Raw genomic sequence first — 25173 nt, 5'->3', positions numbered from 1 at the left:
GGCAGGTCGTGTCCGGGGTTTGCGCTGGTCGTTGATCAGCCTATGACCGACAAAACCGACGTGGACGTCCTGCAATTCGATTTCCGGGGCTCGGAAGTCCGTGTGCTGATGATCGACGGCGAGACGTGGTGGGTGGCGCCGGATGTGTGCCTTGCCCTGGAGATCAAGAACGTCAGTGACACCTTGCGCAAGGTGCTCGATGACGACGAGCGCCGGACAGTGCCATTTTCCCAGGTCAGTCCCACTATAGATACTGTCTACAGTGGGGGACTGGCGGCCGGGCGGACGATTTCCCTGATCAACGAACCAGGTCTCTACTCGCTGATTCTCCGGTCGCGGAAGCCGGCGGCCAAGACCTTCAAGCGCTGGGTCACGCACGAGGTGCTGCCGACAATCCGCCGTACGGGGGCGTACTCGCTGGACCAGCGGGCGTCGTCCGGGCTGCCGCAGGACATGCGGGTGCTGATGCGCGAGGTGTCCCGGGTGACGTCCGAGGCGGCCGTGGCGGCGGCGCGGGAGATGGGTGCGGAGTTGCGGGCGGCGGTGCGCGAGGGGCTCGGGGAGATGACGCAGGCGCTGACCGCGTGTGTGCGGGAGGCGCTGGAGGGCGCGGCGGCGCCCGGTCGTATCGGGGCGGGCGGGGCGGGCGGGACGGGTGGAGCGGCCGGGGCGGTCGGGCCGGGCGGGGAGGAGCCGTTGTGGCATGGCTGTGTGCCGGCCGGGGCGGTGTCGTTCGGGGCCCTGGCGGAGCGGTTGCGGGCGGAGTTCGAGTGTCCGGGGATCACCCGGGACCGGTTGTTCGCGGCGGCGCGCGACGCCCGGCTGCTGCGCCGGCTGGAGACGCCGTACGCGGGGCACACCCTGGCGGAGCGGCGCTACGAGGCGCTGTTCGTGGTGCGGCGGGTGAACGGAGCGAGCCGGGGCTGGGAGTGTGCGTATCACTTCCAGCCGATGGCGTTGCCGGAGGGCGTGACGATCATGCGCAGGCTCATAGCCCAGGACCTGGAGGGCGGTCTGCTCGGCTGACGTCGACCGAGTGTTCCGCGATGGCGAGGACGGGGGCCCAGGGCAGCGGCGTGTCGGCCGACGCGCGGCGGGGTTCGGGCAGCGGCCACCGTACGGGGTCGTGGACGAGGTGGACGCCGGCGTGGCCAAGGGCTGCCAGGTGCTGCGGCCAGGCGGGGTGACGGGTGTGGGCGGTGTTGACGCGGGGGTGCAGGACGACGGGGACTCCGGGGGTGCCGAGGGCCTCGCAGAGCTGGGTGAGGGCCTGGTTGTCGCCGTGTCCGGTGGCGAGCTTGGCGATGGTGTTGGCGCTGGCGGGGGCCACCACGAAGCAGTCCGCGTACGGGTGGGGGCGGGGCTCGGGGGGGAGCCTGGGGGTGTCGCGTACGGGCAGTCCGGTGAGGCGTCGCAGCGCGTCCGCCTCACCCAGGTCGTGCAGCCAGCGCCCCGCGTTGGGGGTGAGGGTGACCGCGACCTGCCAGCCGCGCCGGACGGCGGGTTCGACCAGGCCCGTACGCAGCTGCTCCAGGCCGTCGGCGGCGCAGCCGACAACGGCCATTACTCCGCGCCTTGTTGGTGTCTCGACCATGGCCCGAGGCTGGCAGAGGGGCGACGGGCCGCGGACACCGGGAGGGAGTTCAGGTGACATTGAAGGTTTGTCGACAGATCGTCACGCTTGCGAGCTAAATGGTCTGGTAGGTCTGGTTCGGCGGTGACCGGGTGGGCAACTCTGGTCTCGACGACGTCGCAGAGCCGGCGGGGCGGTGGTCGGCCGGCCGTGTACCCCGCGAGCAAGCACCCCAGGAGGAACATTCATGGCAAGCATCCGTACCGCTCGTGTCCTGGTCACGATGGCGGCGCTGCCGCTGGCGGCGGCGCTCTTCGCCGGGACGGCGGTGGCTGACAACGGCGCGATCTCGGGGCGCGGGTCCAACGCGACGGTGGTCAGCAACAGCGGCGGCAATGTCGGTGGTGACAACTTCGGCAGCGTGACGACGACGCAGCAGGCGGCCACCGGGGCGGGCGCGTCCAACCAGAACAACACGGCGAGCGTGGTGGGTTCGGCGTTCACGGAGATCCGGCAGACGAACTGGGGCATCCACTTCGCGCCGCAGGGGTGAGGTGGGGGGTCCGGGCCGCCGGGTGAGCTGAGCGGTCCGTGACGGACGCAAGGGCGGCTGCGCGACGGCATCCTCGGTGCCGTCGCGCAGCCGCGTTTGTTGTCCACAGGCTGTGGAAAACTTTCGGCGTTCTTGACAGGAGTGGCGTAGGGGCAGGAATCTGACGGACAGTCAGAAAAAGCGCGACCATCCTCCCCCTGTGAGGCCGCCCCGTGCCCATAACCCCCCGGAACCGGACAGACCCCGACCTCCTCGCCCGGCTCACGGCGTACGAGGGCCGCCCCGCCGCCGTCGCGGCCGTGGGCAAGGACCTGGTGAACCAGCCGATGATCCGGCACTGGTGCGAGGCCCTGGGCCATCCGGTGCCGCAGGACGGGTCGGCGCCGGCGGCGATGCTCCAGGTCTGGACGATGGGCGGGCTGTCGGGCCACGGCGACGGCGGGCGCACGGCGGCGTACGAGGAACTGCTGGCGCTGCTGGACGAGGCGGGCTGCACCTCGGTGGTGGCGACCGACAGCGAGCAGGAGTACGTACGGCCGCTGCGCCCCGGGGAGCGGATCGTCTTCGACACGGTGATCGAGTCGGTGTCGCCGCGCAAGACCACGAAGCTCGGCGCGGGCCACTTCGTCACCACCCGGACGGAGATCCGCACCGCCCCGGGCGCCGAGCTGGTCGGCACGCACCGCTTCCGCATCCTCAAGTACGCCCCCTCAGCCCCCTCGGCGCCCCCAGCGCCCTCAACGCCCCCCGCGCCCCCGGCCCCGTCGGTGGCCGCCCCCGCACGCCGCCCCCGGCCCGTCGTCAACCGGGACAACGCGGCCTACTGGGAGGGCGTCCGCGACCACCGCCTCCTCATCCAGCGCTGCACCGCCTGCCGCGCCCTGCGGCTGCCCTGGCTGCCCGGCTGCGACAGGTGCGGTTCGCAGGGCTGGGACACCGTACAGGCCGCCGGTGAAGGGGTGGTGCACTCGTACGTCGTCATGCACCACCCGCCCTTCCCGGCCTTCGACCCGCCGTACGCGGTCGCGCTCGTGGAGCTGGCGGAGGGGGTCCGGCTGCTGGGGAACGTGGTCGGGATGCCGTACGAGAAGGTGCGGATCGGGACGCCCGTGGGGCTGGAGTTCCTGCGGGTGGACGAGGAACTGACCGTGCCCGTCTTCCGGCCCGCGGAGGTGTGACGGATGACGGGGATGGAGGTGGGCGACGAACTGCCCGAGCTGCGGATCCCGGTCACCCGCACGCTGATCGTCGCGGGGGCGGTCGCGACCCGCGACTACCAGGATGTGCACCACGACGCGCAGGCGGCCGGGGCCAAGGGCTCGCCGGACGTCTTCATGAACATCCTGACGACGAACGGCCTGGTGAGCCGGTACGTGCTTGCGCACTTCGGCCCGTCCGCCGTGCTGCGGCGCACGGGGATCCGCCTCGGCGCGCCCAACTACCCCGGCGACGAGATGGTGCTGACCGGCCGGATCACGGCGGTGGACGGGGCCGCGGTCACCGTCGAGGTCGTCGGGGCCAACGGCATCGGGCGGCATGTGAGCGGCATCGTCGAGCTGGAGGTGGCACGGGCGTGAGCGTACGGAACCGGGACGGTCTCGGCGGCCGGGCGGCGATCGCCGGGATCGGGGCGACGGAGTTCTCGAAGGACTCCGGGCGCAGCGAGCTGAAACTGGCCGTCGAGGCGGTACGGGCGGCCCTGGACGACGCGGGGCTGGCGCCGGGGGACGTCGACGGGATGGTGACGTTCACCATGGACACCAGCCCCGAGATCACCGTCGCCCAGGCCGCCGGCATCGGGGAGCTGGGCTTCTTCTCGCGCGTCCACTACGGGGGCGGCGCGGCCTGCGCGACGGTGCTGCAGGCGGCGATGGCCGTCGCGACCGGGGTGGCGGAGGTCGTGGTCTGCTACCGGGCGTTCAACGAGCGCTCCGGGCGGCGTTTCGGCTCCGGGGTGCAGCATCGCGAGCCCTCGGCGGAGGGCGCGGCGCTGGGCGTCAACCTGCCGCCGGGACTGCTCACACCGGCCTCGTGGGTCGCGATGGCCGCGCAGCGCTATCTGTACGACTACGGGCTGGACGCGTCGGTATTCGGCCATGTCGCGGTGACCGACCGCCGCCACGCCGCCACCAATCCGGCCGCGTACTTCTACGGCAAGCCGATCACCCTGGCCGACCACGCCGCCTCCCGGTGGATCGTGGAGCCGCTGCGGCTGCTCGACTGCTGCCAGGAGACGGACGGCGGCCAGGCGCTCGTCGTCACGTCCGCCGAGCGCGCGAGGGACCTGCGGCACCCCGCGGCCGTCGTACGCGCCGCCGCGCAGGGCGCGGGCCGGGCCCAGGAGCAGATGACCAGCTACTACCGGCGGGACCGGGAGCTGGCCGGGCTGCCCGAGATGGGCGTCGTGGCCCGTCAGTTGTGGCGTACCTCGGGCCTGACCCCCGCCGAGATCGACACGGCGGTGCTGTACGACCACTTCACGCCGTTGGTGCTGATGCAGCTGGAGGAGTTCGGCTTCTGCCGCCGGGGCGAGGGCGGGGCCTTCGTCGCGGACGGCGGTCTGCCGCTCAACACCCACGGCGGCCAGCTCGGCGAGGCCTATCTGCACGGCATGAACGGCATCGCCGAAGCCGTACGCCAACTGCGCGGCACCGGCGTCAACCAGGTCCCCGGCGCCGCCCATGTCCTGGTCACCGCCGGGACCGGTGTCCCCACCTCGGGGCTGGTGCTGGGCGCGGACTGAGACCGCGCCCGCGGCCCCCGGACGCACCCGGACGCCCCCGGACGCACCCGGACGCCCCGGGCACCGCCTGGCGCCCGCAGCCATCTCTCAGGCCTTCATGCTCGACCAGAACTCCTCGAAGGACAGCACGCCGTCCTGGTTGCCGTCCCTCGCCGCGATGACGGCCTGCGCGACCGGCTCGCTGACGTAGGGGTCGCCCAGCTCCGCCATGACCTTCTTGTACTCGGCCGCGGTGATGAACCCGTCGCCGTCCAGGTCGTACCGCTCGAACGCCTTCTTCGCCGACTCAATGTCCGCCATCGAGAGCTTCCCCTCCGTGTGTGCCGCATGTCTGACCCGCACACATTAACCGCGACCGGCGGCGCGCAAGAAAGCCCCCTGGTGAGCAAAAGGTTCCATTCGGCTATATCGATCAAGGTCGCATGTGTTATCCCATAACCAACACATCGGGGATACAACAGGGGGGACCTCGGTGAGCGATCACATGCCTGACGCACAGCCTTTGGTGGGCGGGGCGCCGCGCCGCCCCGGCTGGGGGACCTTCTGGGCGGCGGTGGCGGCGGTCGGCACTCTCGCGGGCGCCGTCATCCCCATCGTGCTGTACCACGGTGGCCAGGGCCCGACCACGGTGGTGAGCCACGAGAGTTCCGCCTACCCGACCACCACCGAGCCCCCCGATCCGACGACTCCCGCTCCGGAGACCACGGATCCCCCGGTCACGGATCCCGCCACGACCCCGGACGACCCGTCGTCGGGCGGGGGCCTGACCTACGGTCAGGAGGAGCTGGCCGACCGGGTCGACGACAAGTCCCTCTACGGCTGCGAGTCCCACTCGACGTACATCTCGCTCGCCGCCGCCGCGATCAACTGCCGCGCCTCCGACGGCGGTCCGACGGTGCGCAGTCCCCTCGTACTGTCCTTCGCCTCCCACGCGGACATGGACTCCTGGATGGCCGAAGAGGAGGCCTCCTTCAGCCTCGCCACCGGCGCCGGACCGTGTTCGAGCGCCGGCAGCTACAAGGGCGTCTGGAACCAGGCCGGCACCGAGAAGGGCCGCATGGCCTGCCACTGGACCAGCGACAGCTACTACCGCATCGCCTGGTCCTACGACGACGCCCTCGTCATCGTCGTAGCCGAGGACGCCGGCGCGGCCTCCCTCTACTACTGGTGGTACCAGGACCCCCTGGGCCTGTGAACGAAACGCCGGAGCCCCTCAGGACGCCCGCCCCCGAGGGGCTCCGGCCCGCCGTCCACCCGGCAGGATCCGAACCCGCCACCTTCCGGTCCAAGCCTGACCGGATGGATCAGCCGCGTTCGCGCGGAGGCCGTCACCCTCGCCGGGGAGACGCCATGGCAGGCTGCGGTCATGCGGATTGGCGTCGCGACTTCCCGGACGGCTCGTCTCTGTGCCACGGTCGGCGCCCTGGCGCTGGCTCCGGTCCTTCTCGTGGCAGGCGGCCCTCTCCTCCGCCGCTACTCGCGGTATGTCTACAGCGAGAGAGGTCCAGGGCTTGTGGACAAGGAACGCGGATGGGTGAACCCCGGGTGGTACGTGGTGCACAACGATGTGGTGCGATTCCTGAGCCGGCCTTCGGAGCAGGTGATGGTCATGCTCGACCGCAGACGAGGTGCGCGGCGTCGCCCGGGCGGTTCATGATCGGCGGCCTCTCCGCTTCTCCTGCCGTTCCGGAATGCGAGAGGCCCCCCGGATCAACATCCGGGGGGCCTCTGAGCTGCTGTGCACTCGGCAGGATTCGAACCTGCAACCTTCTGATCCGTAGTCAGATGCTCTATCCGTTGAGCTACGAGTGCTTGTGCTTCCCGGCGTTTTCTGGCCGGTCGGCGTTGCGGGAACAACATTACATGACCTGCGGCGTGAGGTGAAATCCATTGAGTGCGCCCGGCGTGGCCTGCGGAAACGGCTGCGGAAGCGGCCGTGTGGGGCGGGGAGCGGGGCAGGCGTGCGGGGCTCCTTGGCGGGCCCGGGAACGCCGGAAGCCCCGGCCGGTGATCGGCCGGGGCTTCCGGGCTGGAGAGCGGAGGCTGAGGGATTTGAACCCTCGATGGGTTTTAAAACCCAAACCGCATTAGCAGTGCGGCGCCATAGACCGGACTAGGCGAAGCCTCCAGCACGCCCGCGCGAGAGCGGGTGTGTGCAGATGATGGCACAGCCGGGTGGGCTGTCACCAATCGCTGACCAGATTACTCGGCCTGGTGCGGGCTCGGCAAAGGCGTTCCGCCGGGTGCGGGGTGCGGGTGGGGGCGGCGCGCCCACGATCGGGTGGATCGAGGGGGCGCCGGGGGGTGGTGCGGTAGGGAACGTGGCATGGGAACGACCCGAATGATCCGGATGATGCTGAGTGGTGTGTTCGTCGCGGGGCTGTCGCTGGCCGGCGGCGGGGCGGCGGGGGCCGTGGCGGCCGAGGGGGTGCCGGGTGCCGCGCGGGGGGACCGGCTGGTGGTGACGGTGGACGACGGGGCCGGGCAGGTGGCCACGTATGTGCTGGAGTGCCATCCGACGGGGGGTACGCATCCGGACGCGGAGGGAGCGTGCGGGCGGCTGGACGAGCTGGGCGGTCCGGTGGGCCCGGCGGGGGAGGGTCAGCTGTGCACGATGCTCTACGGCGGTCCGCAGAAGGCGACGGTGACGGGGTCGTGGCTGGGCGCGCCGGTGGACGCGCGCTACAACCGGACGAACGGCTGCGAGGCGGCCAGGTGGAAGGAGATGGCTCCGGTGCTGCCGCTGCCCCGCCGTAAGGACGTGGAAGGGGCGGAGAGCGAGCCGGGATGAGCCGGGGCGAACCGGCATCAGTGGGGCGTAGCCGGACGGGCCGGGGCGAGGCCGGAGCGGTCGGGACAAAACGGGACGAGCCCGGAAGTGACGGACGCCACAATTCCGCTAAGTGGGCCCGAACCCTTCCGTCTCGTAAGGGACATGAGTATCCGCGACCGCTCGCCCAACCACTGCCCGTACACTCGCTCTAGTGACACGCCCAGGGGCTCAGCGGCAAGATAGGCCGCCACCGCCTACGGACAGCACCCCGGGCGGTGTGCGGCACATGCGGTAATCAGGGAGGACGCGTCTCGTGAGCAGCAGGCCATCCCGAGGCGCTGCTCGCCTCGCGGCAATACTGGACGCCCTGCCGGACGCGCTGCTCCTGGTCAACGCCAACGGCACGGTCGTCAACGCCAATTCGATAGCCCTGGAGACCTTCGAGTCCCCCGGAACGGCGCTCGTGGGCCGGGGGCTGCTCGACCTTCTCCCGGCCTTCGACTCCAAGCGGATCCCGGGCTCCATGCGGCGTCCGGACGACGACGACGGACGTACGAAGCCGACCCGGATGGTCGCCCGCCGCACCGACGGCACTGATTTTCCGGTGGAGGTCACGAGCGCGAATCTCGACGACGCCCGCACACCCTTCGCGGAGACCTACAGCTATACGGGTGACGAGCTGCTGATGCTGGTCGTCCGCGATCTCACCGGCACCCTCGACACCGAGGCCGAACTGGCCCGGCAGCAGCGGCAGACCGAGATGATCCTGCGGGCGGCGAGCGAGGGCGTGGTCGGGGTCGACACCGACGGCAAGGTGGTGCTGGTCAACCCGGCGGCCGCGCAGATCCTCGGTTTCCGGGCCACCGACCTGGGCGGGCAGGAACTGCATCCGCTGATCCAGCACTCGCGCGCGGACGGTTCCGCGCTGCCGTACGAGGAGACCTCGCTCGCCCAGACGCTGCGCAGCGGGCTGAAGCACCGGGTGCGCGGCCAGGTGCTGTGGCGCAAGGACGGCCGGGCCGTGCCGGTGGACCTGACGACGGCCCCGGTGCGGGAGGGGGAGCAGCTGGTCGGGGCGGTCATGACCTTCACCGACCGGACCCGCTTCGACGCGCTGGCGGCGCGGAACGCGCAGCTCCAGGCGGTGCTGAGCGACTCGTTGCGCGGGCCGATCGACGAGCTGCGCGGTGAGCTGGTCGGCCTGGCCGCCGACCCGGCCGGGCATCTGTGGCCCGAGGCCAACCAGATACTGCACCACCTCGCCGCCGGGTACGCCCGCATCACGACCTTGATCGACAATGTGCTGGCCTTCCAGCGGCTCGACCGGGGCGACGACAAACTGGCCCGTGAGACCACCTCGGTGGACAAGGTCGTGGCGGCGGGTGTCGAGGGCGCGGTCGAGCTGATCGGTCCGGGCCGTGCGCAGTACGCGGTCCACGCGCCGCCGATAGAGGCCACGGTGGACGCCGACCGGCTCGCGCAGGCCGTCTCGCACCTCATCGCGGATGTCGCCGGGGTCGACGCGGCCGGGAACATCCCGGTGCTGCCCGGCGGCACCGACTCCACGATCGTGGTGGCCGCCGCGCAGCGCGGCGATGTCGTACGCATCGAGGTGCGCGGCCCGCACGCGGGCGGCGACCCGGTCCATCTGCCCATCGCGCGCGGCATCGTGGAGCGGCACGGCGGCGTGCTGCAGACCCACGCGGTGCCCGGACAGGGCAGCGCGTACGTGCTGGAGGTGCCGGTAGGTCCCGGCAAGGACGCCACCACGTCGATGCGCATGCCGCCGCGGGAGTCGGAGACGACGGTCATGCCGGTGCCGGTCGAGCCGGTGCGCGGTACGGGGACGAAGTCCGCGCCGCCCGCGCAGCGGCAGTCGGTGGAGGACGCGCAGGCGGCCCTGCCCGCGGCGCAGGCCCGGGGTGCGGTGGCCGTGGCGGAGCCGGAGGCCCCGAGCGGCCGGCGGCGTGCGCTGCGCCAGCCCGCGGACACCGAGGCCGCGGCGGCACCGGAACAGCCGCTCCCCCAGGCCGCTCTGCCCGCCCTGCCCGCGCAGGTCGCTCAGCCCGCACGTCCCATGCCGCCCGCGCTGCCCGCGCAGGCGGCGCAGCCGGGGGGCTCCGCCCAGCCCGAGCCGCAGCCCTCGGGCCGCCGCGCCCGGCGGCCCGCCGCGGGGGACAGCGCGCCGAACGCCCTGCCCGCCCTGCCTCCGGCAGCCGCCGACGTACGGGAGGCCCCGGGCCCGCCCAGCGGCCGCCGGCGCGCCCCGGAAGCGACACAGCCGGAGTGGCCCGAGGCGACCGGGTCCGCGCAGCGGCCCTCCGCGATCGTGGACCCGCGCAAGCTCCCGACGCCGGCCGAGCAGCGTCCGGCCGCCCTGGAACTCGAAGCCGCGCCGCAGCCGGTCCAGCCGCAACGCCAGCCGCAGCCCCAGCTTCAGGTCGTCACGCCGCAGCCGGTTCAGCCGCAGCCGCAGCCGCAGCCGCAGATCCCGGAGCAGACCCAGCGCGCCCCCCAGCCGCTGGTCCCCCAGCAGCCGCAGCCCCAGCCGCAACCGCAGCCCCAACCCCAGCCGATGGTCCAGCCGCAGCCGCCGTCCCAACCGCAGGCCCACACCCAGGCGCAGCCGCATCCCCAGCCGCAGCACGACACCCAGGGGCGGGCCATAAGCGTCCACACCCTCGGCCAGGGTGTCGCCTTCGCCCAGCAGATCGCCGAGCAGACGCAGGGCGGCGCGCCCAGTGGCCGCCGCCGCAAGCTCGGCACCCCCGCCCAGAGCGCCCCGGGAGGCCCGAGTGCCGAGAGCGAGGCGCGTCCGCATCCGGCGGTGCCGGAACAGCAGCCCCAACTCCAGACCCCTGGACGGGCCTATGCCATAGGGGCACCCGCCGAGGGCGACGAGGGCCCTGAGCCGCTGGACGGCCCGAACGGCGCGGTCGACGTGACCGACGAGGGCGTACCCGGGCTGGAGGAGCCGCGCCGGCTGCTGGTGTGGCCCGAGCCGGATGTCTCGACCCGGCAGGCGCTCACCGACCGGGGGTACCGGCCGGTGATCGTACGGTCCCGCGAAGAGGTCGACGCGCAGGTCGCCGATCCGCCCGCCGCGCTCTTCGTGGATCCGCTGACCGGGCCGATCACCCGTACCGCCCTGCAGTCGCTGCGCCAGGCCGCCGCCCAGGCGGAGGTTCCGGTGCTGGTCACCGCCGGGCTGGGGCAGGCTACGCGCGAAGCCGCGTACGGTGCCGATCCCGCCGTACTCCTCAAGGCGCTGGCGCCGCGCGACAGCGACCAGCATCCGCCGCGGGTGCTGCTGGTCGAGGCGCACCAGCCCATCGCGAACGCCTTCACCGGCACCCTGGAGCGGCGCGGGATGCAGGTCGCGCAGGCCGGTTCCGAGGCGGACGCGATGACGATCGCCTCGCAGGTGCACCCCAACCTGGTGGTCATGGACCTGATGCTGGTGCGCAGGCGCCGGCACGGCATCGTGGACTGGCTGCGCAGCAACGGGACGCTCAACCGCACCCCGCTGGTCGTCTACACCTCCGTGGACATCGATCCGGCCGAGCTGCCGAAACTGGCCTCCGGTGAGACGGTGCTGTTCCTGGCGGAGCGTTCGACGAGCCTGGACGTGCAGGGCCGGATCGTCGATCTGCTCAGCAAGATAGGTTCCTGACGCCGCGGGTGGGGCGGCCCGGATCCGGGCCGCCCCACCCGCGGCGTGGGCTCGGGCGCGGCTCAGCCCAGCCTGGTCACGTCCAGCTTGCCGTCCGCGTAGTCCCGCCGGATGACCTTCTTGTCGAACTTGCCGACCGAGGTCTTCGGCACGGCCGGGATGATCGCCCACCGCTCCGGCAGCTGCCAGTGCGCGATCCGCTCGCCGAGGAAGGAGCGCAGCGACTCGTACGTGGCCGTGGCGCCCTCCTTCAGCACCACGGTGGCCAGCGGCCGTTCGCCCCAGCGCTCGTCGGGGACGGCCACCACTGCGGCCTCGGCGACATCGGCGTGGGCCATGAGGTGGTTCTCCAGCTCCACGCTCGAAATCCACTCGCCGCCGGACTTGATGACGTCCTTGGCCCGGTCGGTGAGGGTCAGATAGCCGTCGGGCGTGATCGTGCCCACGTCTCCGGTCCGCAGCCATCCGTCGGGGCTGAACTTGTCCTCGGGCCGGATCGGGTCGCCGCCGGCGCCGCCGTAGTACGCGCCGGAGATCCAGGGTCCGCGCACCTCCAGCTCGCCCGCCGACTCGCCGTCCCAGGGCATCTGTTCGCCGTCCGGGCCGGTGAGCCGTGCCTCGACGCTCGCCGGGAAGCGGCCCTGCGTTATCCGGTAGGACCACTCCTCCTCCGGGGTGAGGCCGGCCGGGGGGTGCGCGATGGTGCCCAGCGGTGAGGTCTCGGTCATGCCCCAGGCGTGGCAGACCTTCACGCCGTGCTTGTCCTCGAAGGCCTTCATCAGGGAGGGCGGGCAGGCGGAGCCGCCGATGACGACCGCGCCCAGTGAGGAGATGTCACGCGCCTTGACGGCGAGTTCGGCCAGCAGGCCCTGCCAGATGGTGGGGACGGCCGCGGCATGGGTGGGGCGCTCGGTCTCGATCATCTCGGCGAGCGGGCCGGGCTGCAGGAAGCGGTCGGGCATCAGCAGGTTGATGCCGGTCATGAAGGCGGCGTGCGGGATGCCCCAGGCGTTGACGTGGAACATCGGGACGATGGGCAGCGTGGTGTCGGCGGTGGTGAGCGCGAAGGACTCGGCCATGTTGACCTGCATCGAGTGCAGATAGATCGACCGGTGCGAGAACAGCACGCCCTTCGGGTCGCCCGTGGTGCCGGAGGTGTAACACATGGCGGCGGCCTCGCGCTCGTCCAGCTCCGGCCAGTCGTACGTGGTGGGGCGGCCGCCGATCAGCGACTCGTACTCGTGGACGGCGGGACGGCAGCCCTCCAGCAGCGTGGTGTCACCGGGCCCGACCACGACCACGTGCTCCACCGACTCCATCGCCGGGAGCAGGGGCGCCAGCAGCGGCAGCAGCGAGCCGTTGACCAGCACGACGCGGTCGGCGGCGTGGTTGGCGACCCAGACCAGCTGGTCGGCGGGGAGCCGCAGGTTCAGGGTGTGCAGGACCGAGCCCATCGCGGGGATGGCGAGATAGGCCTCGACATGCTCGGCGTTGTTCCACATCAGGGTGGCAACCCGCTCGTCGCGCTGGACGCCGAGCCCGTCGCGCAGCGCGTTGGCCAGCTGTGCCGCCCGCAGCCCGGTCTCCCGGAAGGTACGGCGCTGTGGCGCGCCCTGTCCGGTCCAGGTGGTGATCGTGGAAGCCCCGTGAACGGTGGTGCCGTGCACCAGAATGCGGGTCACTGTCAGCGGTACGTCCTGCATCGTGCTCAGCACGGGGATGCCTCCTCATTGAAGCGCCTACGCGAGGGTAGCCTTCCCGTGATTGTGCTGGCATACCGAGCGGTATGTCACTACCTGACGAGCAATTCGGGGTCTTCGCGTAGCTTGGACAGTGCGCGCGACACCGCGCTCTTCACCGTGCCCACGGACACCCCGAGGGCCTCCGCGGTCTGCGCCTCGCTCATGTCCTCGTAGTACCGCAGGACGACCATCGCCCGCTGCCGGGCGGGCAGCCGGGCTATCGCGCGCAGCATCGCGTCGCGCTGCGCCTGCTGCTCGGCGCCGTCGTCCGGGCACCGGGCCGCGGCCGGCTCGGGGAGTTCGTCGGTCGAGAACTCGTCGACCCGGCGCCTGCGCCACAGCGAGGTGCGGGTGTTGACCAGGGTGCGGCGCACATAGCTGTCCAGTGCGCGGTGGTCGTCGATGCGCTCCCACGCCAGGTAGGTCTTGGTCAGCGCGGTCTGCAGCAGGTCCTCGGCGTCGCTCGGGTTCGGGGTGAGCGAGCGCGCGGTGCGCAGCAGCGCCGGGCCCTTGGTCCGTACGTAGCTGGTGAACTCGTAGCGCTCGGAGCCGGCGAACTCGGCTGTGCACACTGGCGTGGTCATGTCTCCACGCTATGAGCGGGCCGGGCCCCGGGGGATCCGCCGGAGGTGCCGAAGCGGGATCACCCTCAAGTTGTAGGCCGGGGGCTGTCTCCACCTCCCGTGGGCTGACCCCTACCCCGAGACGATCGCCACCGGGGCGTCCAGCCGGTTGCGGTTTGTGCAGCCGGCGGCCGCCGTGTCCCTCGCGCGCATTGCCGGTGCGCCGCCCCGGCCATGGTGCGGGCCGCCGGCCGGGAGCGCCGTCTGCGCGAGGGCGGGTGAGGCCGGTGAGGTCGTCGGGGTCGTCGGGGTCTTCGTTGTCGGGTCGGGTCGGGGCGCGGCTGTCTCCCGTCTGCCGTCTGCCGTCACAGCTCGACGACGTAGAGCTGCGGCACCTCGGTAGCCCCGCACAGCCGCAGCATGCGCGCGTGCAGTGGCGGGCAGCGCAGCACCAGCCGCGCCGAGGGCTCCAGGCCGGTGACCCGGCGTACCAGGGTCGCCGCGCAGTGGGCGTCGATGAAGGCCAGTTCGCTGAGGTCGATGATGCGGGGCGGTCCGGTGGGGGCGTCGAACGCCTCGCGCAGGCCGAACTCGAACTCGGCGCGGGTGGCGAGGTCGGCGTCACCGCTCATCGACAGGATGCCGTCGCTGTGCTCGACGCGCAGGGCGTCCAGGCACTGCAGGACGGTCGCGGGGTGGGCGGCCGAGACGCGTCCGAGGAGTTCGGGGGTGAAGCGGCGGCGGTCGTACTCGCAGATGGCGGTGAAGCCGATGCGGGCGAAGACCGGGGTGAGGGAGGCCTCGTACGCGACCAGGCCGTCGTGGTCGAGGTCCGGCCGCAGCGCCCAGGACATGTCGCCCACGGCGCGGATACCGGGGTACCCCTCGCGGTGGGCGGCCTCGGCGACCTCGGCCCAGGTCGCGGCGCGGTCCTCGGGCCCGAAGCCGGCGCCCTGGTCGTAGCCGGGGGTCTCGTCGACGACGACCAGGCTGCCCTCCGCCAGTGCCCGGCCGGCCCGGACGCCGAGCCGGGTCAGCCGGTGGACCGTTTCTTCCGCGCCGGTCCGCGGGTCGGTGAAGAACATCACCCGCTCGCCCCGCGACAGCCCGATACCGGCGAACGCCGCGCGGATCTCCCACCGCGCGGCGTCGTCGTCGAATCCCAGGCAGGCATGGTCGCCGGAGGCCATCCGGTCGACCGAGACCGCGCGGGGGGCGGTGCCGCTGTCCATGCCGCGAACGTACGCCCCGGTGTGGTGCGCCGTCCGCCCCCCGATCGCCTTTGACCGCAGTCGGCCGCATTCTGGCTGCGGTTGTTTGCTGATGTCTCGTCAGGGAGCGAGACCTGTACGGACTTCCGGTCCGATCATCAGCCCGCAAAGACCTCGGCCCGCAAAGACCTCGGCCCGCGAGGACCTCAGCCCGCGAGGACCTCCGCGAGCCGCCGCCAGCCGGCCCGGGGCAGTTCGGTGCCGCGGTTCCGGCCGGGCTCCAGCAGCTGCAGGGCGAGATGGTCGGCGCCGGCCGCGCGGAAGTCGTCGACGCGGCGGCGGACCCGGTCCTCGTCACCCCAGGCGAACAGCGCGTCGACCAGTCGGTCGCTGCCGCCGCCGGCGAGGTCGTCCCCCGTGAAGCCCAGGCCCAGCCAGGCGTTGGTGTAGTTCGGCAGCCCCAGGTACAGGGCCAGGGTGTCCCGGGCGACCGTCCTGGCCCGCTCCGGGTCGGACTCCAGGATCACGCCCAGCTCCGGCGCGAGCAGCGGGCCGGAGCCCAGGGCCGCCCGCGCCGCGGCGGTGTGCTCGGGCGTGACGAGATAGGGGTGCGCGCCGGCCGCCCGGTCCCGCGACAGCTCCAGCATCCGCGGACCCAGCGCCGCCAGCACCCGCCGCCCGGCGGGCACGCCCAGGGCGTCCAGCTCCGTCAGATACCGGGTCATCGCCGCGTACGGGCGCCGGTACCGCTCCCCGGCGAGAGCGGCGTGACTGACCCCCAGGCCCAGCAGGAAGCGCCCCGGGTGGGCCGATTCGAGCCCGGCGACGCGGGCGGCGGTCTCCCCGGCCTCGTACGACCAGATGCTGAGGATGCCGGTCGCGACGGTCACCGAGGAGGTCGCCGCCAGCAGCGGGGCGGCGTGCTCGACACCGCTGCTGCCGCCCAGCCAGAGCGCCCCGTAGCCCAACTCCTCCAGCTCGGCGGCGGCTTCGGCGCGCTCACCGGCCCCTTCGGGGTCCTCCGACCGCAGCGCGCTGCTCCAGATCCCGTACCGGCCCACCGACTCGTGCATCGTGCTCCCCGGGTGCTCGTCGTCCGACGTCAGTGGTGCCAACCGGCGCCCGGCGCGGTCTGTTCCGGTCGGGGGCACTCCTTCAGAAATCCTTCATTCCTCTCTCATGTGGAGGTCCTAGCCTCTGCTCAAAGTCTGCACCGGCGAGGGACAGGCTTTTCTCAGGAAATTCACAGATGGAGAACAGTCTCCTCTCAGACGGGCCTCACAGGATGACCGCCATGACCGCGTCCTCATCTCCCGCAACAGCTGACCTCACCCGCCCCGACGGCTCCCCCGTCCGGGTGCTCGTCGTCGACGACGAGGCGGCGCTCGCAGACCTGCTCTCCATGGCCCTGCGCTACGAGGGCTGGGAAGTCCACACCGAAGGCAACGGCACCGACGCGCTCCGTTCCGCCCGGGATCTCCGGCCGGACGCCGTCGTGCTCGACGTCATGCTGCCCGACATGGACGGCCTGGAAGTGCTGGCGCGGCTGCGCCGCGAGTCGCCGGACGTGCCGGTGCTCTTCCTGACCGCCAAGGACGCGGTCGAGGACCGTATCGCCGGCCTGACCGCCGGCGGCGACGACTACGTCACCAAGCCGTTCAGCCTCGAAGAGGTCGTGGCCCGGCTGCGCGGTCTGCTGCGCCGCTCCGGCGCGGCCGCCGCCCGTACGGAGTCGCTGCTGGTCGTCGGTGATCTCGTACTCAACGAGGACAGCCACGAGGTCAGCCGCGGCGGTACCGGCATCCACCTCACGGCCACCGAGTTCGAGCTGCTGCGCTACCTCATGCGCAACCCGCGCCGGGTGCTCAGCAAGGCGCAGATCCTGGACCGCGTCTGGTCGTACGACTTCGGCGGCCAGGCCAACGTCGTCGAGCTCTACATCTCCTATCTGCGGCGCAAGATAGACGCCGGGCGCCCGCCGATGATCCACACGCGGCGCGGTGCCGGCTACCTGATCAAGCCGGGCGAAGTGGTGTGACGTCGTCGTGACAGCCGAAGTGCTGCACGGCGCCATGCCGCTGCCCGGTCACTCCTCCGGGTCCCGTCCGGGCCACCGTTCCGGGCCCCGCTCAGGTCGCCGGCCGGGCCACCGGTCGCGGCGGCGCTGGTCACTGCGGACGCGTCTGGTGGTGTCGTCCATCGCGATGATCGCGGTGGTCTGCGCGGTCATCGGCGCGGTCACGACGATCTCGCTGCGGTCGTATCTCTACGCCCAGCTCGACGACCAGGTCTCGGCCGTCTCCGACCGTGCCGCGGGCCCGCTCTCGGACCTCCCGGGCAAGGGGCAGGCGCCCGGCCAGAACGGCAGCGGCCTGAAGGAGGAAAGCTCCGACGAACTGGGCTTCCTGCGCAGTCCGGGTCTTCAGCCCGGCATCGTCGGCGCGCATCTCACCGACAACCGTGAGGTCACCTCCGCCGGTATCGCCGCGCAGACCACCCCCGGTACCGCGATGCAGGTCAAGCGGTTCACCGCCGCGCAGCTCGCGGTGTTCGCCTCCGTACCCCTGGACGCCAGGACGCACAGCGTCGTCATCCCCGGCTACGGCACCTACCGGGTGCAGCTGGTGCACAGCAGCGGCCAGAGCAGCGGCTTCACGGTCATCGGCCTGTCCACCGGCGACGTGGACGACACCATCAGCACCTACATCACCATCGAGGCCCTGGTCGCCGCCGCGGGTCTGGTCGCCGCCGGGCTGGCCGGCTCGCTGCTGATCCGCTACTCGCTGCGCCCGCTGCGCAGGGTCGCCGCCACCGCCACCCGGGTCTCCGAACTGTGCCTGGACAAGGGCGAGGTGGCGCTCTACGACCGGGTGCCCGACTCCGACACCGACTCGCGCACCGAGGTCGGGCAGGTCGGCGCCGCGCTCAACCGGATGCTCGGCCATGTCGCCGCCGCGCTGGGCGCCCGTCACCAGAGCGAGACCCGGGTACGGCAGTTCGTGGCCGACGCCAGCCATGAACTGCGCACGCCGCTCGCCTCGATCCGCGGGTACGCCGAGCTGACCCGGCGCGGCCGGGAGCAGATCGGCCCGGACACCCGGCACGCGCTGGGCCGGATCGAGTCGGAGGCCGCCCGGATGACGACCCTGGTCGAGGATCTGCTGCTGCTCGCCCGGCTCGACGCCGGCCGGCCGCTGGCCCTGGCCTCCACCGACATGTCGCCGCTGGTCGTGGACGCGGTCAGCGACGCGCGGGCGGTGGGCCGGGACCACCGCTGGCGGCTCGACCTGCCCGACGACCCGGTGTGCGTGCTCGGCGACCCGCAGCGGCTGCACCAGGTGCTGACCAATCTGCTCGCCAACGCCCGTACCCACACGCCGCCCGGCACCACCGTGGTGGCCCGCGTGGTGCCCGACGACTTCGAGGTGGTCGTCGAGATCGCGGACAACGGCCCCGGCATTCCCCCGGACCTGCTGCCGCACGTCTTCGAGCGGTTCGCCCGCGGTGACGCCTCGCGCTCGCGCGCGGCCGGGAGCACCGGGCTCGGACTGGCCATCGTGCAGGCGGTGGTCAGTGCGCACGGCGGCCGGGTGAGCATCAGCAGCGTGCCGGGGGAGACGATCTTCAGGGTTCATCTGCCCGTAACGCACTCACAGCTGACCCTCAGTCTGGCCACAACCTCATGACAGGGCACCGCCGCAATGTAGTTGGTATGCGCACTCAACAGCTCCCGCCGAGCGGCACGTCGTCCCGCGATCTGGGAACGCTGCCCGCCCGAGAGCACCTGGCGGTCTCGCAGACCGAGCCGGTGCTCGACGTCGTGATCCCCGTATACAACGAGGAGAAGGATCTCGAGGGTTGTGTGCGCAGACTGCACGCCCATCTGACGCGGACCTTTCCCTATCCCTTCCGGGTGACCATCGCCGACAACGCCAGCGTCGACCGCACCCCCGCGGTGGCCCGCGCGCTGGCCGCCGAGATACCCGAGGTCGTCTCCTTCCGGCTGGAGCAGAAGGGCCGCGGGCGGGCGCTGCGCACCGTGTGGGCCGCCTCCGACGCGCCCGTCCTGGCGTACATGGACGTGGACCTGTCCACGGACCTCAACGCGCTGCTGCCGCTGGTGGCCCCGCTGATCTCCGGCCACTCCGACCTGGCGATCGGCTCCCGGCTGGCGCGCTCCTCGCGCGTCGTGCGCGGAGCGAAGCGGGAGTTCATCTCCCGCACCTACAACCTCATCCTGCGCGGCTCGCTCGCCGCCCGCTTCTCCGACGCGCAGTGCGGCTTCAAGGCGATCCGCAAGGACGTCGCCGAGCGCCTGCTGCCGCTCGTGGAGGACACCGGCTGGTTCTTCGACACCGAGATGCTGGTGCTCGCGGAGCGCGGCGGCCTGCGCATCCACGAGGTCCCCGTCGACTGGGTCGACGACCCCGACTCGACGGTGGACATCGTCAGGACGGCGACCGACGACCTCAAGGGCGTGCTGCGCGTCGGACGGGCCCTGGCCACCGGTGGGCTGCCGCTGGACCGTCTGCGCCGCCCCTTCGGCGACGATCCGCGCGACCGGGAGATCGCCGACGTGCCGGTGGGTCTGGCCCGGCAGCTGGTCGGCTTCTGCGTGGTCGGTGGGCTCAGCACGCTCGCGTATCTGCTGCTCTTCTCGCTCTTCCGGCTCGGCATGGGCTCGCAGCTCGCCAACGCGCTGGCGCTGCTGGTCTCCGCCGTCGGCAACACCGCCGCCAACCGCCGCCTGACCTTCGGTGTACGCGGCCGGGACAAGGCCGTCCGCCACCAGGCCCAGGGCCTCGTGGTGTTCGCCATCGGCCTCGCCCTGACCAGCGGCTCGCTCGCCGCCCTCGGCGCGGCCAACGCCGAGCCCTCGCAGAGCACCGAACTCGCCGTCCTCATCGCCGCCAACCTCGCCGCGACCGTGCTCCGCTTCCTGCTCTTCCGGGCGTGGGTCTTCCCGTCGCAGAGCGAGGCCGACGCCGGTGGCGACGAGTACGCCGATGCCGGCCGCGCCGTCCAGCAGGTGACCCCGCTGCGGGTCCGCGCGGAAACCCCGTACGAGAGCGACCCGTACGGCAGCGACCTGTACGGCAGCGACCTGTACGGCAGCGACTCGTACGGCAGCGACCCGTACGCCTCCGGCCAGTCCGGCGGCACGGCCGGCCACGACGGCTACAGCGCCGCCCTTCCGCCCGAGCAGTCCCACCCGTACGCCGACGCCCCCCGGGGCGACACCCCCTGGCGGGTCGGCGGTCAGACCGGGTACGGGGACGAGACGGTGCGGATCCGGCCCATCGACCCCCACGAGCACGACCCGAGGAGTATTCGATGACCACGTCCCGTAGCGACGGGGCCCCCACCTGGCGGTCGCCGGAGGAACTTCCTCCGGCGCCGCCCGGCGGCGTTGGCGGCGCCGTTCCGCCGCCCCCGGCCCACCTTCCGGCCGGTGTCCGGCGCACCCCGGTACCGACGGACGCGCCCCCGCCCGGCTCAGGGACCCTCGCGGTGGCCGAGCCGGTGGCCGAGCCGGTGGCCGAGCCCGGTACCGAGCCCGGTATCGAGCCCGGTACCGAGCCCGGTATCGAGCCCGGTGCCGAGCCCGGTGCCGAGCCCGGTGCCGGCGCCGCCCAGTCCGGCGACGAGCCCGTGGACGACGCACAGCCGGAGCTCGCGGGCCCCGGCGGCGACGGCACCGTCCCCCCGCCCGGCGAGGGCGAGGGCGAGGGCGGTGACGGCGAGGGCCGGGACCCGCGCGGCTTCGCGGTCCGGGTCTGGCGCGGCCGCCCCGGGGACGCGGCCTGGGTCCGCCCGGCCTTCCTCGGACTGCTGCTGGTGACGGCCCTGCTGTACCTGTGGGACCTCAGCAGCTCCGGCTACGCCAACTCCTTCTACTCCGCGGCGGTCCAGGCCGGCAGCAAGAGCTGGAAGGCCCTCTTCTTCGGCTCCCTCGACGCCGGCAACGCCATCACCGTCGACAAGCCGCCGGCCGCCCTGTGGCCGATGGCCCTGTCCGTCCGGGTCTTCGGCCTCAGCTCCTGGGCGATCCTGGCCCCCGAGGCCCTGATGGGCGTCGCGACGGTCGGGGTCCTCTACGCCGCCGTACGCCGCCGCTTCAGCGCCGCCGCCGGCCTCATCGCGGGCGGCGCGCTCGCGCTGACCCCGGTCGCCGCGCTGATGTTCCGCTTCAACAACCCCGACGCGCTGCTCGCCCTGCTGATGGTCGTGGCCGTCTACTGCGTGCTGCGCGCGCTGGAGAACGCGAGCACCAAGTGGCTCGTCCTGGCCGGTGTCGCCTTCGGCCTGGGCTTTCTCACCAAGACCCTCCAGGCCTGGCTGATCCTGCCGCCGCTGGCCGTGGTCTACGCCGTCTGCGCGCCGGCCGCGCTGCGCAGGCGGTTCGTCCAGATCCTGTGGGCCGGGCTCGCCATCGTCGTCTCGGGCGGCTGGTGGGTCGCCATCGTCGAGCTGTGGCCCGCCTCGTCGCGCCCGTACATCGGCGGCTCCCAGGACAACAGCTTCCTGTCACTGACCTTCGGCTACAACGGCTTCGGCCGGATCACCGGCGACGAGACCGGTTCGGTCGGCGGCGGCGGTGGCGGCGGTGGCGGCACCGGCATGTGGGGCGAGACCGGCATCGGCCGGCTCTTCAGCTCCGACATGGGCGGCCAGATCGCCTGGCTGCTGCCCGCCGCCTTCATCCTGCTCACCGCCGGGCTGTGGCTGACCTGGCGGGCGAAGCGCACGGACCTTCAGCGGGCCGCCTTCCTGGCCTGGGGCGGGTCGATGCTCATCACGTTCCTGATCTTCAGCTTCATGTCCGGCATCTTCCACCAGTACTACAACATCGCCCTCGCGCCCTACATCGCGGCGCTGGTCGGTATGGGCGCGACGATGCTCTGGGAGCGCCGGCCCGCCGTCCTGGCGTCGGTGGTGCTGGCCGTCACGGTCGCGGCCACGGCCATCTGGTCGTACGTCCTGCTCAACCGTTCCTCGGACTGGTACCCGGGGGTGCGTTACGCGGTCCTGGTGGGCGGTGTACTGGCCGCGGCCGGCCTGCTGCTCGCGGTCCGGCTCGGCAGGCAGCTCGCGCTCGCGTCGGCCGGCCTGGGCATCGCGGCCGCGCTGGGTGGTCCGTTGGCGTACACCCTCCAGACCGTCGACACCGGTCACTCCGGCTCCATCGTGACCGCCGGGCCGACGGTCCAGGGCGGCATGGGCGGTTTCGGCGGCATGCGCGGCGGCGGTGGCCCGCAGGGCGGCAACGGCGGCACCGGCGGCCAGGGCGGCTTCCCCGGCGGTGCGCAGGGCGGCCAGAACCAGCAGCAGGGCCAGAACGGCCAGGGCGGCCAGGGCGGCACGGGAGGCTTCCCCGGCGGTGCGCAGGGCGGCACCCAGGGCGGCACCCAGGGCGGCCCGAACCAGCAGCAGGGGCAGGGCCAGAACGGCCAGTCCCAGCAGGGCGGTCCCGGCGGTACGACCGGCAACCTGCCGGGCGGTACGGGCGGCGCCGAAGGCGGCACCCGGGGCGGCGCGGGCGGTATGGGCGGTCTGCTCAACGGCGCCAGCGTCAGCAGCCGGATGAAGGCGCTGCTGGAGAAGAACGCCTCGAAGTACACCTGGGCCGCCGCCACCATCGGCTCCCAGAACGCGGCCAGTTACCAGCTCGCCACCGAGGAACCGGTGATGGCCATCGGCGGCTTCAACGGCAGCGACCCCAGCCCCACCCTCGCCGAGTTCAAGAAGTACGTGACGGACGGCAGGATCCACTACTTCATCGCCTCCGGCAGCGGCGGCGGCGGTGGTGGTGGCGGTATGGGCGGTAGCGGCACCGGCACCCAGATCAGCTCCTGGGTCGCGTCCGCCTTCACCGAGAAGACCGTGGACGGCGTCACCGTCTACGACCTCACCGATCCCAGCTGACGTTCCCCGTGACGGCGGTGGCCCGCGGGAGCTCCGGCTCCGGCGGGCCACCGCCGTCTCACTCCTCCGGCGCCAGGCGCGCCGGGAAGCCGCCGGTGGCGATGGGCCCCCAGCGTTCCGGCGTGACGCGGATCAGCGACTTGCCCTGCTTGAGCATGGCCGCGCGGTACTCGGCCCAGTCGGGGTGCTCCCCCGAGATGTTGCGGAAGTACTCGACGAGCGGTTCGACGGACCCGGGGACGTCCAGGACCTCCGCCGTGCCGTCGATCTGCACCCAGGGCCCGTTCCACTCGTCGGACAGGACGAGCACGCTGACCTGTGGATCGCGGCGCGCGTTACGGGTCTTGGCCCGCTCGGGATACGTGGAGACGACCAGCCGGCCGGAGTCGTCCAGCCCGCAGGTGAGCGGGGAGGCCTGCGGACGCCCGTCGGCACGGGTGGTCAGCAGGACGGCCCGGTGGCGGGGGCGGACGAACTCCAGGAGCTGGTCGAGTCCCACGGTGGTGTTGGTCGCGATGTAGGCAGCCATGAGGGCACCCTACGACGCGGGCCGGGGTCAGTCCTGGCGCAGGATGTCGCGCCCGGGGCCGCCGGAGAGCGTGTCCCGGCCCTGACCGCCGTACAGCCGGTCGTCGCCGCTCTGGCCGTACAGCCGGTCGTCGCCGTGGTCGCCGTACAGCCGGTCGGCGCCCTTGCCGCCGTAGAGGACGTCCGCCCCGGACCGGGCGCGCAGGGTGTCGTCGCCGGAGTCCCCGTACAGGGCGTTGCCGGTTCTGCCGTCGGTGCCGGTGAGGGTGTCGTCGCCGGAGCCGCCGTGGCAGGCCATGGAGCAGCCGGTCAGGGTGTCCCGGCCGGCGCCGCCGTACGAGCCGAGGCCCCAGACCCCGCCGCCGCTGTCGATGCGGTCGTTGCCGTCCTGGCCGTACAGGACGTCGTACTCGGTACCCAGCAGGACGTCGTCGCCGGAGCCGCCGCGGATCGAGGCGTAGGCGGAGTTGTTCGCGGCGACGCCCGCGGTGTCGTCGCGGTCGCCGAGGTCGACGGTGTAGATGTCCTCGTCGGAGGACATGCCGTGACCGGAGGTGGTGCACCGGACGTAGGTGAGGTCGGCCGGGACGGGACGGTCGCAGCCCGGGCCGGCGGTGATCCCGACGCGGTCGCGGAAGGTGATGACGTAGTCCTCGCCGCCCGGCTCGGTGCCGACGGTGAGGTGGTTGGTCTGCCCGGCGGCGGCCTTGTAGTGGACGGTGTTGTCGCCGTCGACGTAGGCGGAGGCACTGCCCGCGGCAGCCGCGGCCGCAGCCGCCGCCGTGGCGGGCGCGGCGAGGGCGAGGGCCGTGGTGAGGGCGGTGCCGAGGGCGAGTGCGATGGCGGTGGCTCTGGCGGTGGTTGTGGCTGTGGCGGTGCCGGGAACGCGGTAGGTACGCATGGTGGTCGGACCCTTCGCTGGAGGCCAGGTCGTGGGGTGTGTCACCCGTTGGACCTACCGCCCGGCCGTCACGTTGCCCGCGCCGCGCAGTGTTCAGCCCGCGGCCACCGGGACTTCCCCCTGCATCGCCTGGATGTCCAGTTCCACCTTCAGGGTGGTGCCGATCGCCGCGATGCCGGCCTGCACGACCTGGTTGTAGTTCATCCGGAAGTCCTCGCGCCGCAGTTCCGTCACGGCCCGGAACGCGGCCCGGATCCCGCCCCACGGGTCCGGTCCCGTGCCGAGGTAGCTCAGGTCCAGGTCGACCGGCCGGGTCACGCCGTGCATGGCCAGTTCGCCGTGGACGGTCCAGCGGTCCTGGCCGGCCGGGGTGACGGAGGTGCTGCGGTACGTCAGTTCGGGGTGGACGCCGACGTCCAGGAAGTCGGGGGAGCACAGATGACCGTCGCGGGTCGCGTTGCCGGTGTCGATGGAGGCGGCCTCGATGACGGCCTCCACGGACGACCGCAGCGGGTCCTCGGCGATCTCGATCCGGCCCCCGAACCGGGTGAACCGCCCGTGCACGCTGGACAGTCCCAGGTGCTGGGCCACGGCGCTGACGGTGGAGTGCGCCGGGTCGACGGTCCACGGTCCCGGCGGCGGCAGCTCCACGCCCCCGGTGCGGGCCAGCACGAGCGTGCCCAGGTCCGCGGTGCCGGACGCGGTGACGATCGCGGACTGCGCGGCCGGGCGGTACCCGATCGCCGTGACGATCACCGTGTAAGCCCCGGCCGCCAGGATGCCGGTCCTTACCGCGCCCTCGCCGTCCGCGGCCTCACGAAGGACCTGCCGGCCCGTCATGTCGGTGACGGTCAGTACGGCGTGGGGGACTGCCCATCCGTCCTTGGTGCGGATGCGGGCGCGCATGGCCATGACTGTCGTTCGCTTTCTGCCGCTGGGGGAAGGTGGGAGGTCGGGGAACGGGGCCCGGCCGGCGACGGCCTCGGC

At 72.5% G+C, this 25173-nt stretch carries 21 protein-coding genes and 2 tRNA genes; 12 read left to right on the top strand and 11 right to left on the bottom strand.

The window, feature by feature from the left end:
* The first annotated feature begins 42 nt into the window (after nt 1–42).
* Entirely contained in the window at nt 43–1026 is a 984-nt protein-coding gene (locus tag RWE79_RS19395; protein WP_475941331.1) for a BRO-N domain-containing protein, read from the top strand.
* Here the strand turns inward: RWE79_RS19395 and RWE79_RS19390 are convergent.
* A complete protein-coding gene (locus RWE79_RS19390) occupies nt 989–1564 on the bottom strand; it encodes a flavoprotein (protein ID WP_475941330.1) in 576 nt (191 codons plus the stop codon). The two genes, RWE79_RS19395 and RWE79_RS19390, sit on opposite strands and share 38 nt — an antisense overlap.
* Nucleotides 1565–1820: 256 nt before the next feature.
* Between RWE79_RS19390 and RWE79_RS19385 the strand changes: the two genes are divergently transcribed.
* From RWE79_RS19385 to RWE79_RS19370, 4 genes are all read left to right on the top strand, one after another.
* Nucleotides 1821–2126: a hypothetical protein gene (locus tag RWE79_RS19385; RefSeq protein ID WP_475941329.1), complete on the top strand. Its 306-nt coding sequence runs from the start codon at nt 1821–1823 to the stop codon at nt 2124–2126.
* A gap of 218 nt (nt 2127–2344) precedes the next feature.
* Entirely contained in the window at nt 2345–3304 is a 960-nt protein-coding gene (locus RWE79_RS19380) for a bifunctional MaoC family dehydratase N-terminal/OB-fold nucleic acid binding domain-containing protein (protein ID WP_475945934.1), read from the top strand.
* A 12-nt stretch (nt 3305–3316) separates the two neighbouring features.
* Nucleotides 3317–3703, top strand: a complete 387-nt coding sequence (locus RWE79_RS19375) for a hotdog family protein (RefSeq protein WP_475945932.1) — start codon at nt 3317–3319, stop codon at nt 3701–3703.
* Nucleotides 3700–4869 (top strand): lipid-transfer protein, encoded by a 1170-nt coding sequence (locus RWE79_RS19370; RefSeq protein WP_475941328.1) that lies wholly within the window; start codon nt 3700–3702, stop codon nt 4867–4869. The genes RWE79_RS19375 and RWE79_RS19370 overlap by 4 nt, the downstream gene beginning before the upstream one ends.
* An 87-nt stretch (nt 4870–4956) precedes the next feature.
* On the opposite strand, the gene RWE79_RS19365 is transcribed toward RWE79_RS19370, so the two are convergent.
* Nucleotides 4957–5169 (bottom strand): EF-hand domain-containing protein, encoded by a 213-nt coding sequence (locus RWE79_RS19365; protein WP_475941327.1) that lies wholly within the window; start codon nt 5167–5169, stop codon nt 4957–4959.
* 184 nt (nt 5170–5353) lie between these two features.
* Here RWE79_RS19365 and RWE79_RS19360 point away from each other — a divergent pair, with 184 nt between their 5' ends.
* Complete coding sequence (locus RWE79_RS19360; protein WP_475941326.1) at nt 5354–6064, top strand: hypothetical protein; 711 nt, start codon at nt 5354–5356, stop codon at nt 6062–6064.
* A gap of 544 nt (nt 6065–6608) precedes the next feature.
* Here RWE79_RS19360 and RWE79_RS19355 read toward each other — a convergent pair.
* Together RWE79_RS19355 and RWE79_RS19350 are read right to left on the bottom strand one after the other, a co-directional pair.
* Nucleotides 6609–6681 (bottom strand) — tRNA-Arg (locus RWE79_RS19355).
* A gap of 225 nt (nt 6682–6906) precedes the next feature.
* Nucleotides 6907–6997 (bottom strand) — tRNA-Ser (locus tag RWE79_RS19350).
* Nucleotides 6998–7195: 198 nt separating this feature from the next.
* Here RWE79_RS19350 and RWE79_RS19345 point away from each other — a divergent pair.
* Nucleotides 7196–7660 carry an SSI family serine proteinase inhibitor gene (locus RWE79_RS19345; protein WP_475941325.1) on the top strand — a complete coding sequence of 155 codons (465 nt, stop codon included), beginning with the start codon at nt 7196–7198 and terminating at the stop codon, nt 7658–7660.
* A 295-nt stretch (nt 7661–7955) separates the two neighbouring features.
* A complete protein-coding gene (locus RWE79_RS19340) occupies nt 7956–11315 on the top strand; it encodes a response regulator (protein WP_475941324.1) in 3360 nt (1119 codons plus the stop codon).
* Nucleotides 11316–11377: 62 nt separating this feature from the next.
* On the opposite strand, the gene RWE79_RS19335 is transcribed toward RWE79_RS19340, so the two are convergent.
* The 4 genes from RWE79_RS19335 to RWE79_RS19320 all read right to left on the bottom strand — a co-directional run bounded on the left by RWE79_RS19335 (nt 11378) and on the right by RWE79_RS19320 (nt 15904).
* Nucleotides 11378–13030: a long-chain fatty acid--CoA ligase gene (locus tag RWE79_RS19335; protein WP_475941323.1), complete on the bottom strand. Its 1653-nt coding sequence runs from the start codon at nt 13028–13030 to the stop codon at nt 11378–11380.
* 77 nt (nt 13031–13107) lie between these two features.
* Nucleotides 13108–13641 (bottom strand): SigE family RNA polymerase sigma factor, encoded by a 534-nt coding sequence (locus RWE79_RS19330; RefSeq protein WP_475941322.1) that lies wholly within the window; start codon nt 13639–13641, stop codon nt 13108–13110.
* Between the two features lie 344 nt (nt 13642–13985).
* On the bottom strand, nt 13986–14852 hold the full coding sequence (locus tag RWE79_RS19325) for an MEDS domain-containing protein (protein WP_475941321.1): 867 nt from the start codon (nt 14850–14852) through the stop codon (nt 13986–13988).
* A gap of 185 nt (nt 14853–15037) precedes the next feature.
* Nucleotides 15038–15904 (bottom strand): TIGR03620 family F420-dependent LLM class oxidoreductase, encoded by an 867-nt coding sequence (locus RWE79_RS19320; RefSeq protein ID WP_475941320.1) that lies wholly within the window; start codon nt 15902–15904, stop codon nt 15038–15040.
* Nucleotides 15905–16116: 212 nt separating this feature from the next.
* Between RWE79_RS19320 and RWE79_RS19315 the strand changes: the two genes are divergently transcribed.
* Genes RWE79_RS19315 through RWE79_RS19300 form a run of 4 tightly spaced genes read left to right on the top strand, consistent with a single transcriptional unit; the run spans nt 16117 to nt 22757 of the window.
* A complete protein-coding gene (locus tag RWE79_RS19315) occupies nt 16117–16869 on the top strand; it encodes a response regulator transcription factor (RefSeq protein WP_475941319.1) in 753 nt (250 codons plus the stop codon).
* 34 nt (nt 16870–16903) lie between these two features.
* Entirely contained in the window at nt 16904–18517 is a 1614-nt protein-coding gene (locus RWE79_RS19310) for a sensor histidine kinase (protein ID WP_475945930.1), read from the top strand.
* 26 nt (nt 18518–18543) lie between these two features.
* Nucleotides 18544–20169, top strand: a complete 1626-nt coding sequence (locus tag RWE79_RS19305; protein ID WP_475941318.1) for a bifunctional glycosyltransferase family 2/GtrA family protein — start codon at nt 18544–18546, stop codon at nt 20167–20169.
* A complete protein-coding gene (locus RWE79_RS19300; RefSeq protein WP_475941317.1) occupies nt 20166–22757 on the top strand; it encodes a mannosyltransferase YkcB-related protein in 2592 nt (863 codons plus the stop codon). The genes RWE79_RS19305 and RWE79_RS19300 overlap by 4 nt, the downstream gene beginning before the upstream one ends.
* Nucleotides 22758–22815: 58 nt before the next feature.
* Here the strand turns inward: RWE79_RS19300 and RWE79_RS19295 are convergent, their stop codons facing one another.
* The 3 genes from RWE79_RS19295 to RWE79_RS19285 all read right to left on the bottom strand — a co-directional run bounded on the left by RWE79_RS19295 (nt 22816) and on the right by RWE79_RS19285 (nt 25098).
* Nucleotides 22816–23286: a PPOX class F420-dependent oxidoreductase gene (locus RWE79_RS19295; protein WP_475941316.1), complete on the bottom strand. Its 471-nt coding sequence runs from the start codon at nt 23284–23286 to the stop codon at nt 22816–22818.
* A 27-nt stretch (nt 23287–23313) separates the two neighbouring features.
* Entirely contained in the window at nt 23314–24186 is an 873-nt protein-coding gene (locus tag RWE79_RS19290; RefSeq protein ID WP_475941315.1) for a calcium-binding protein, read from the bottom strand.
* A 93-nt stretch (nt 24187–24279) separates the two neighbouring features.
* Nucleotides 24280–25098 carry a YceI family protein gene (locus tag RWE79_RS19285; protein WP_475941314.1) on the bottom strand — a complete coding sequence of 273 codons (819 nt, stop codon included), beginning with the start codon at nt 25096–25098 and terminating at the stop codon, nt 24280–24282.
* Nucleotides 25099–25173 lie beyond the last annotated feature (75 nt).

The sequence above is a fragment of the Streptomyces sp. RLA131 genome (assembly GCF_056270125.1).
The sequence above is the reverse complement of the archived record's forward strand: the minus strand, read 5'-3'. Positions and strand labels throughout refer to the sequence as shown.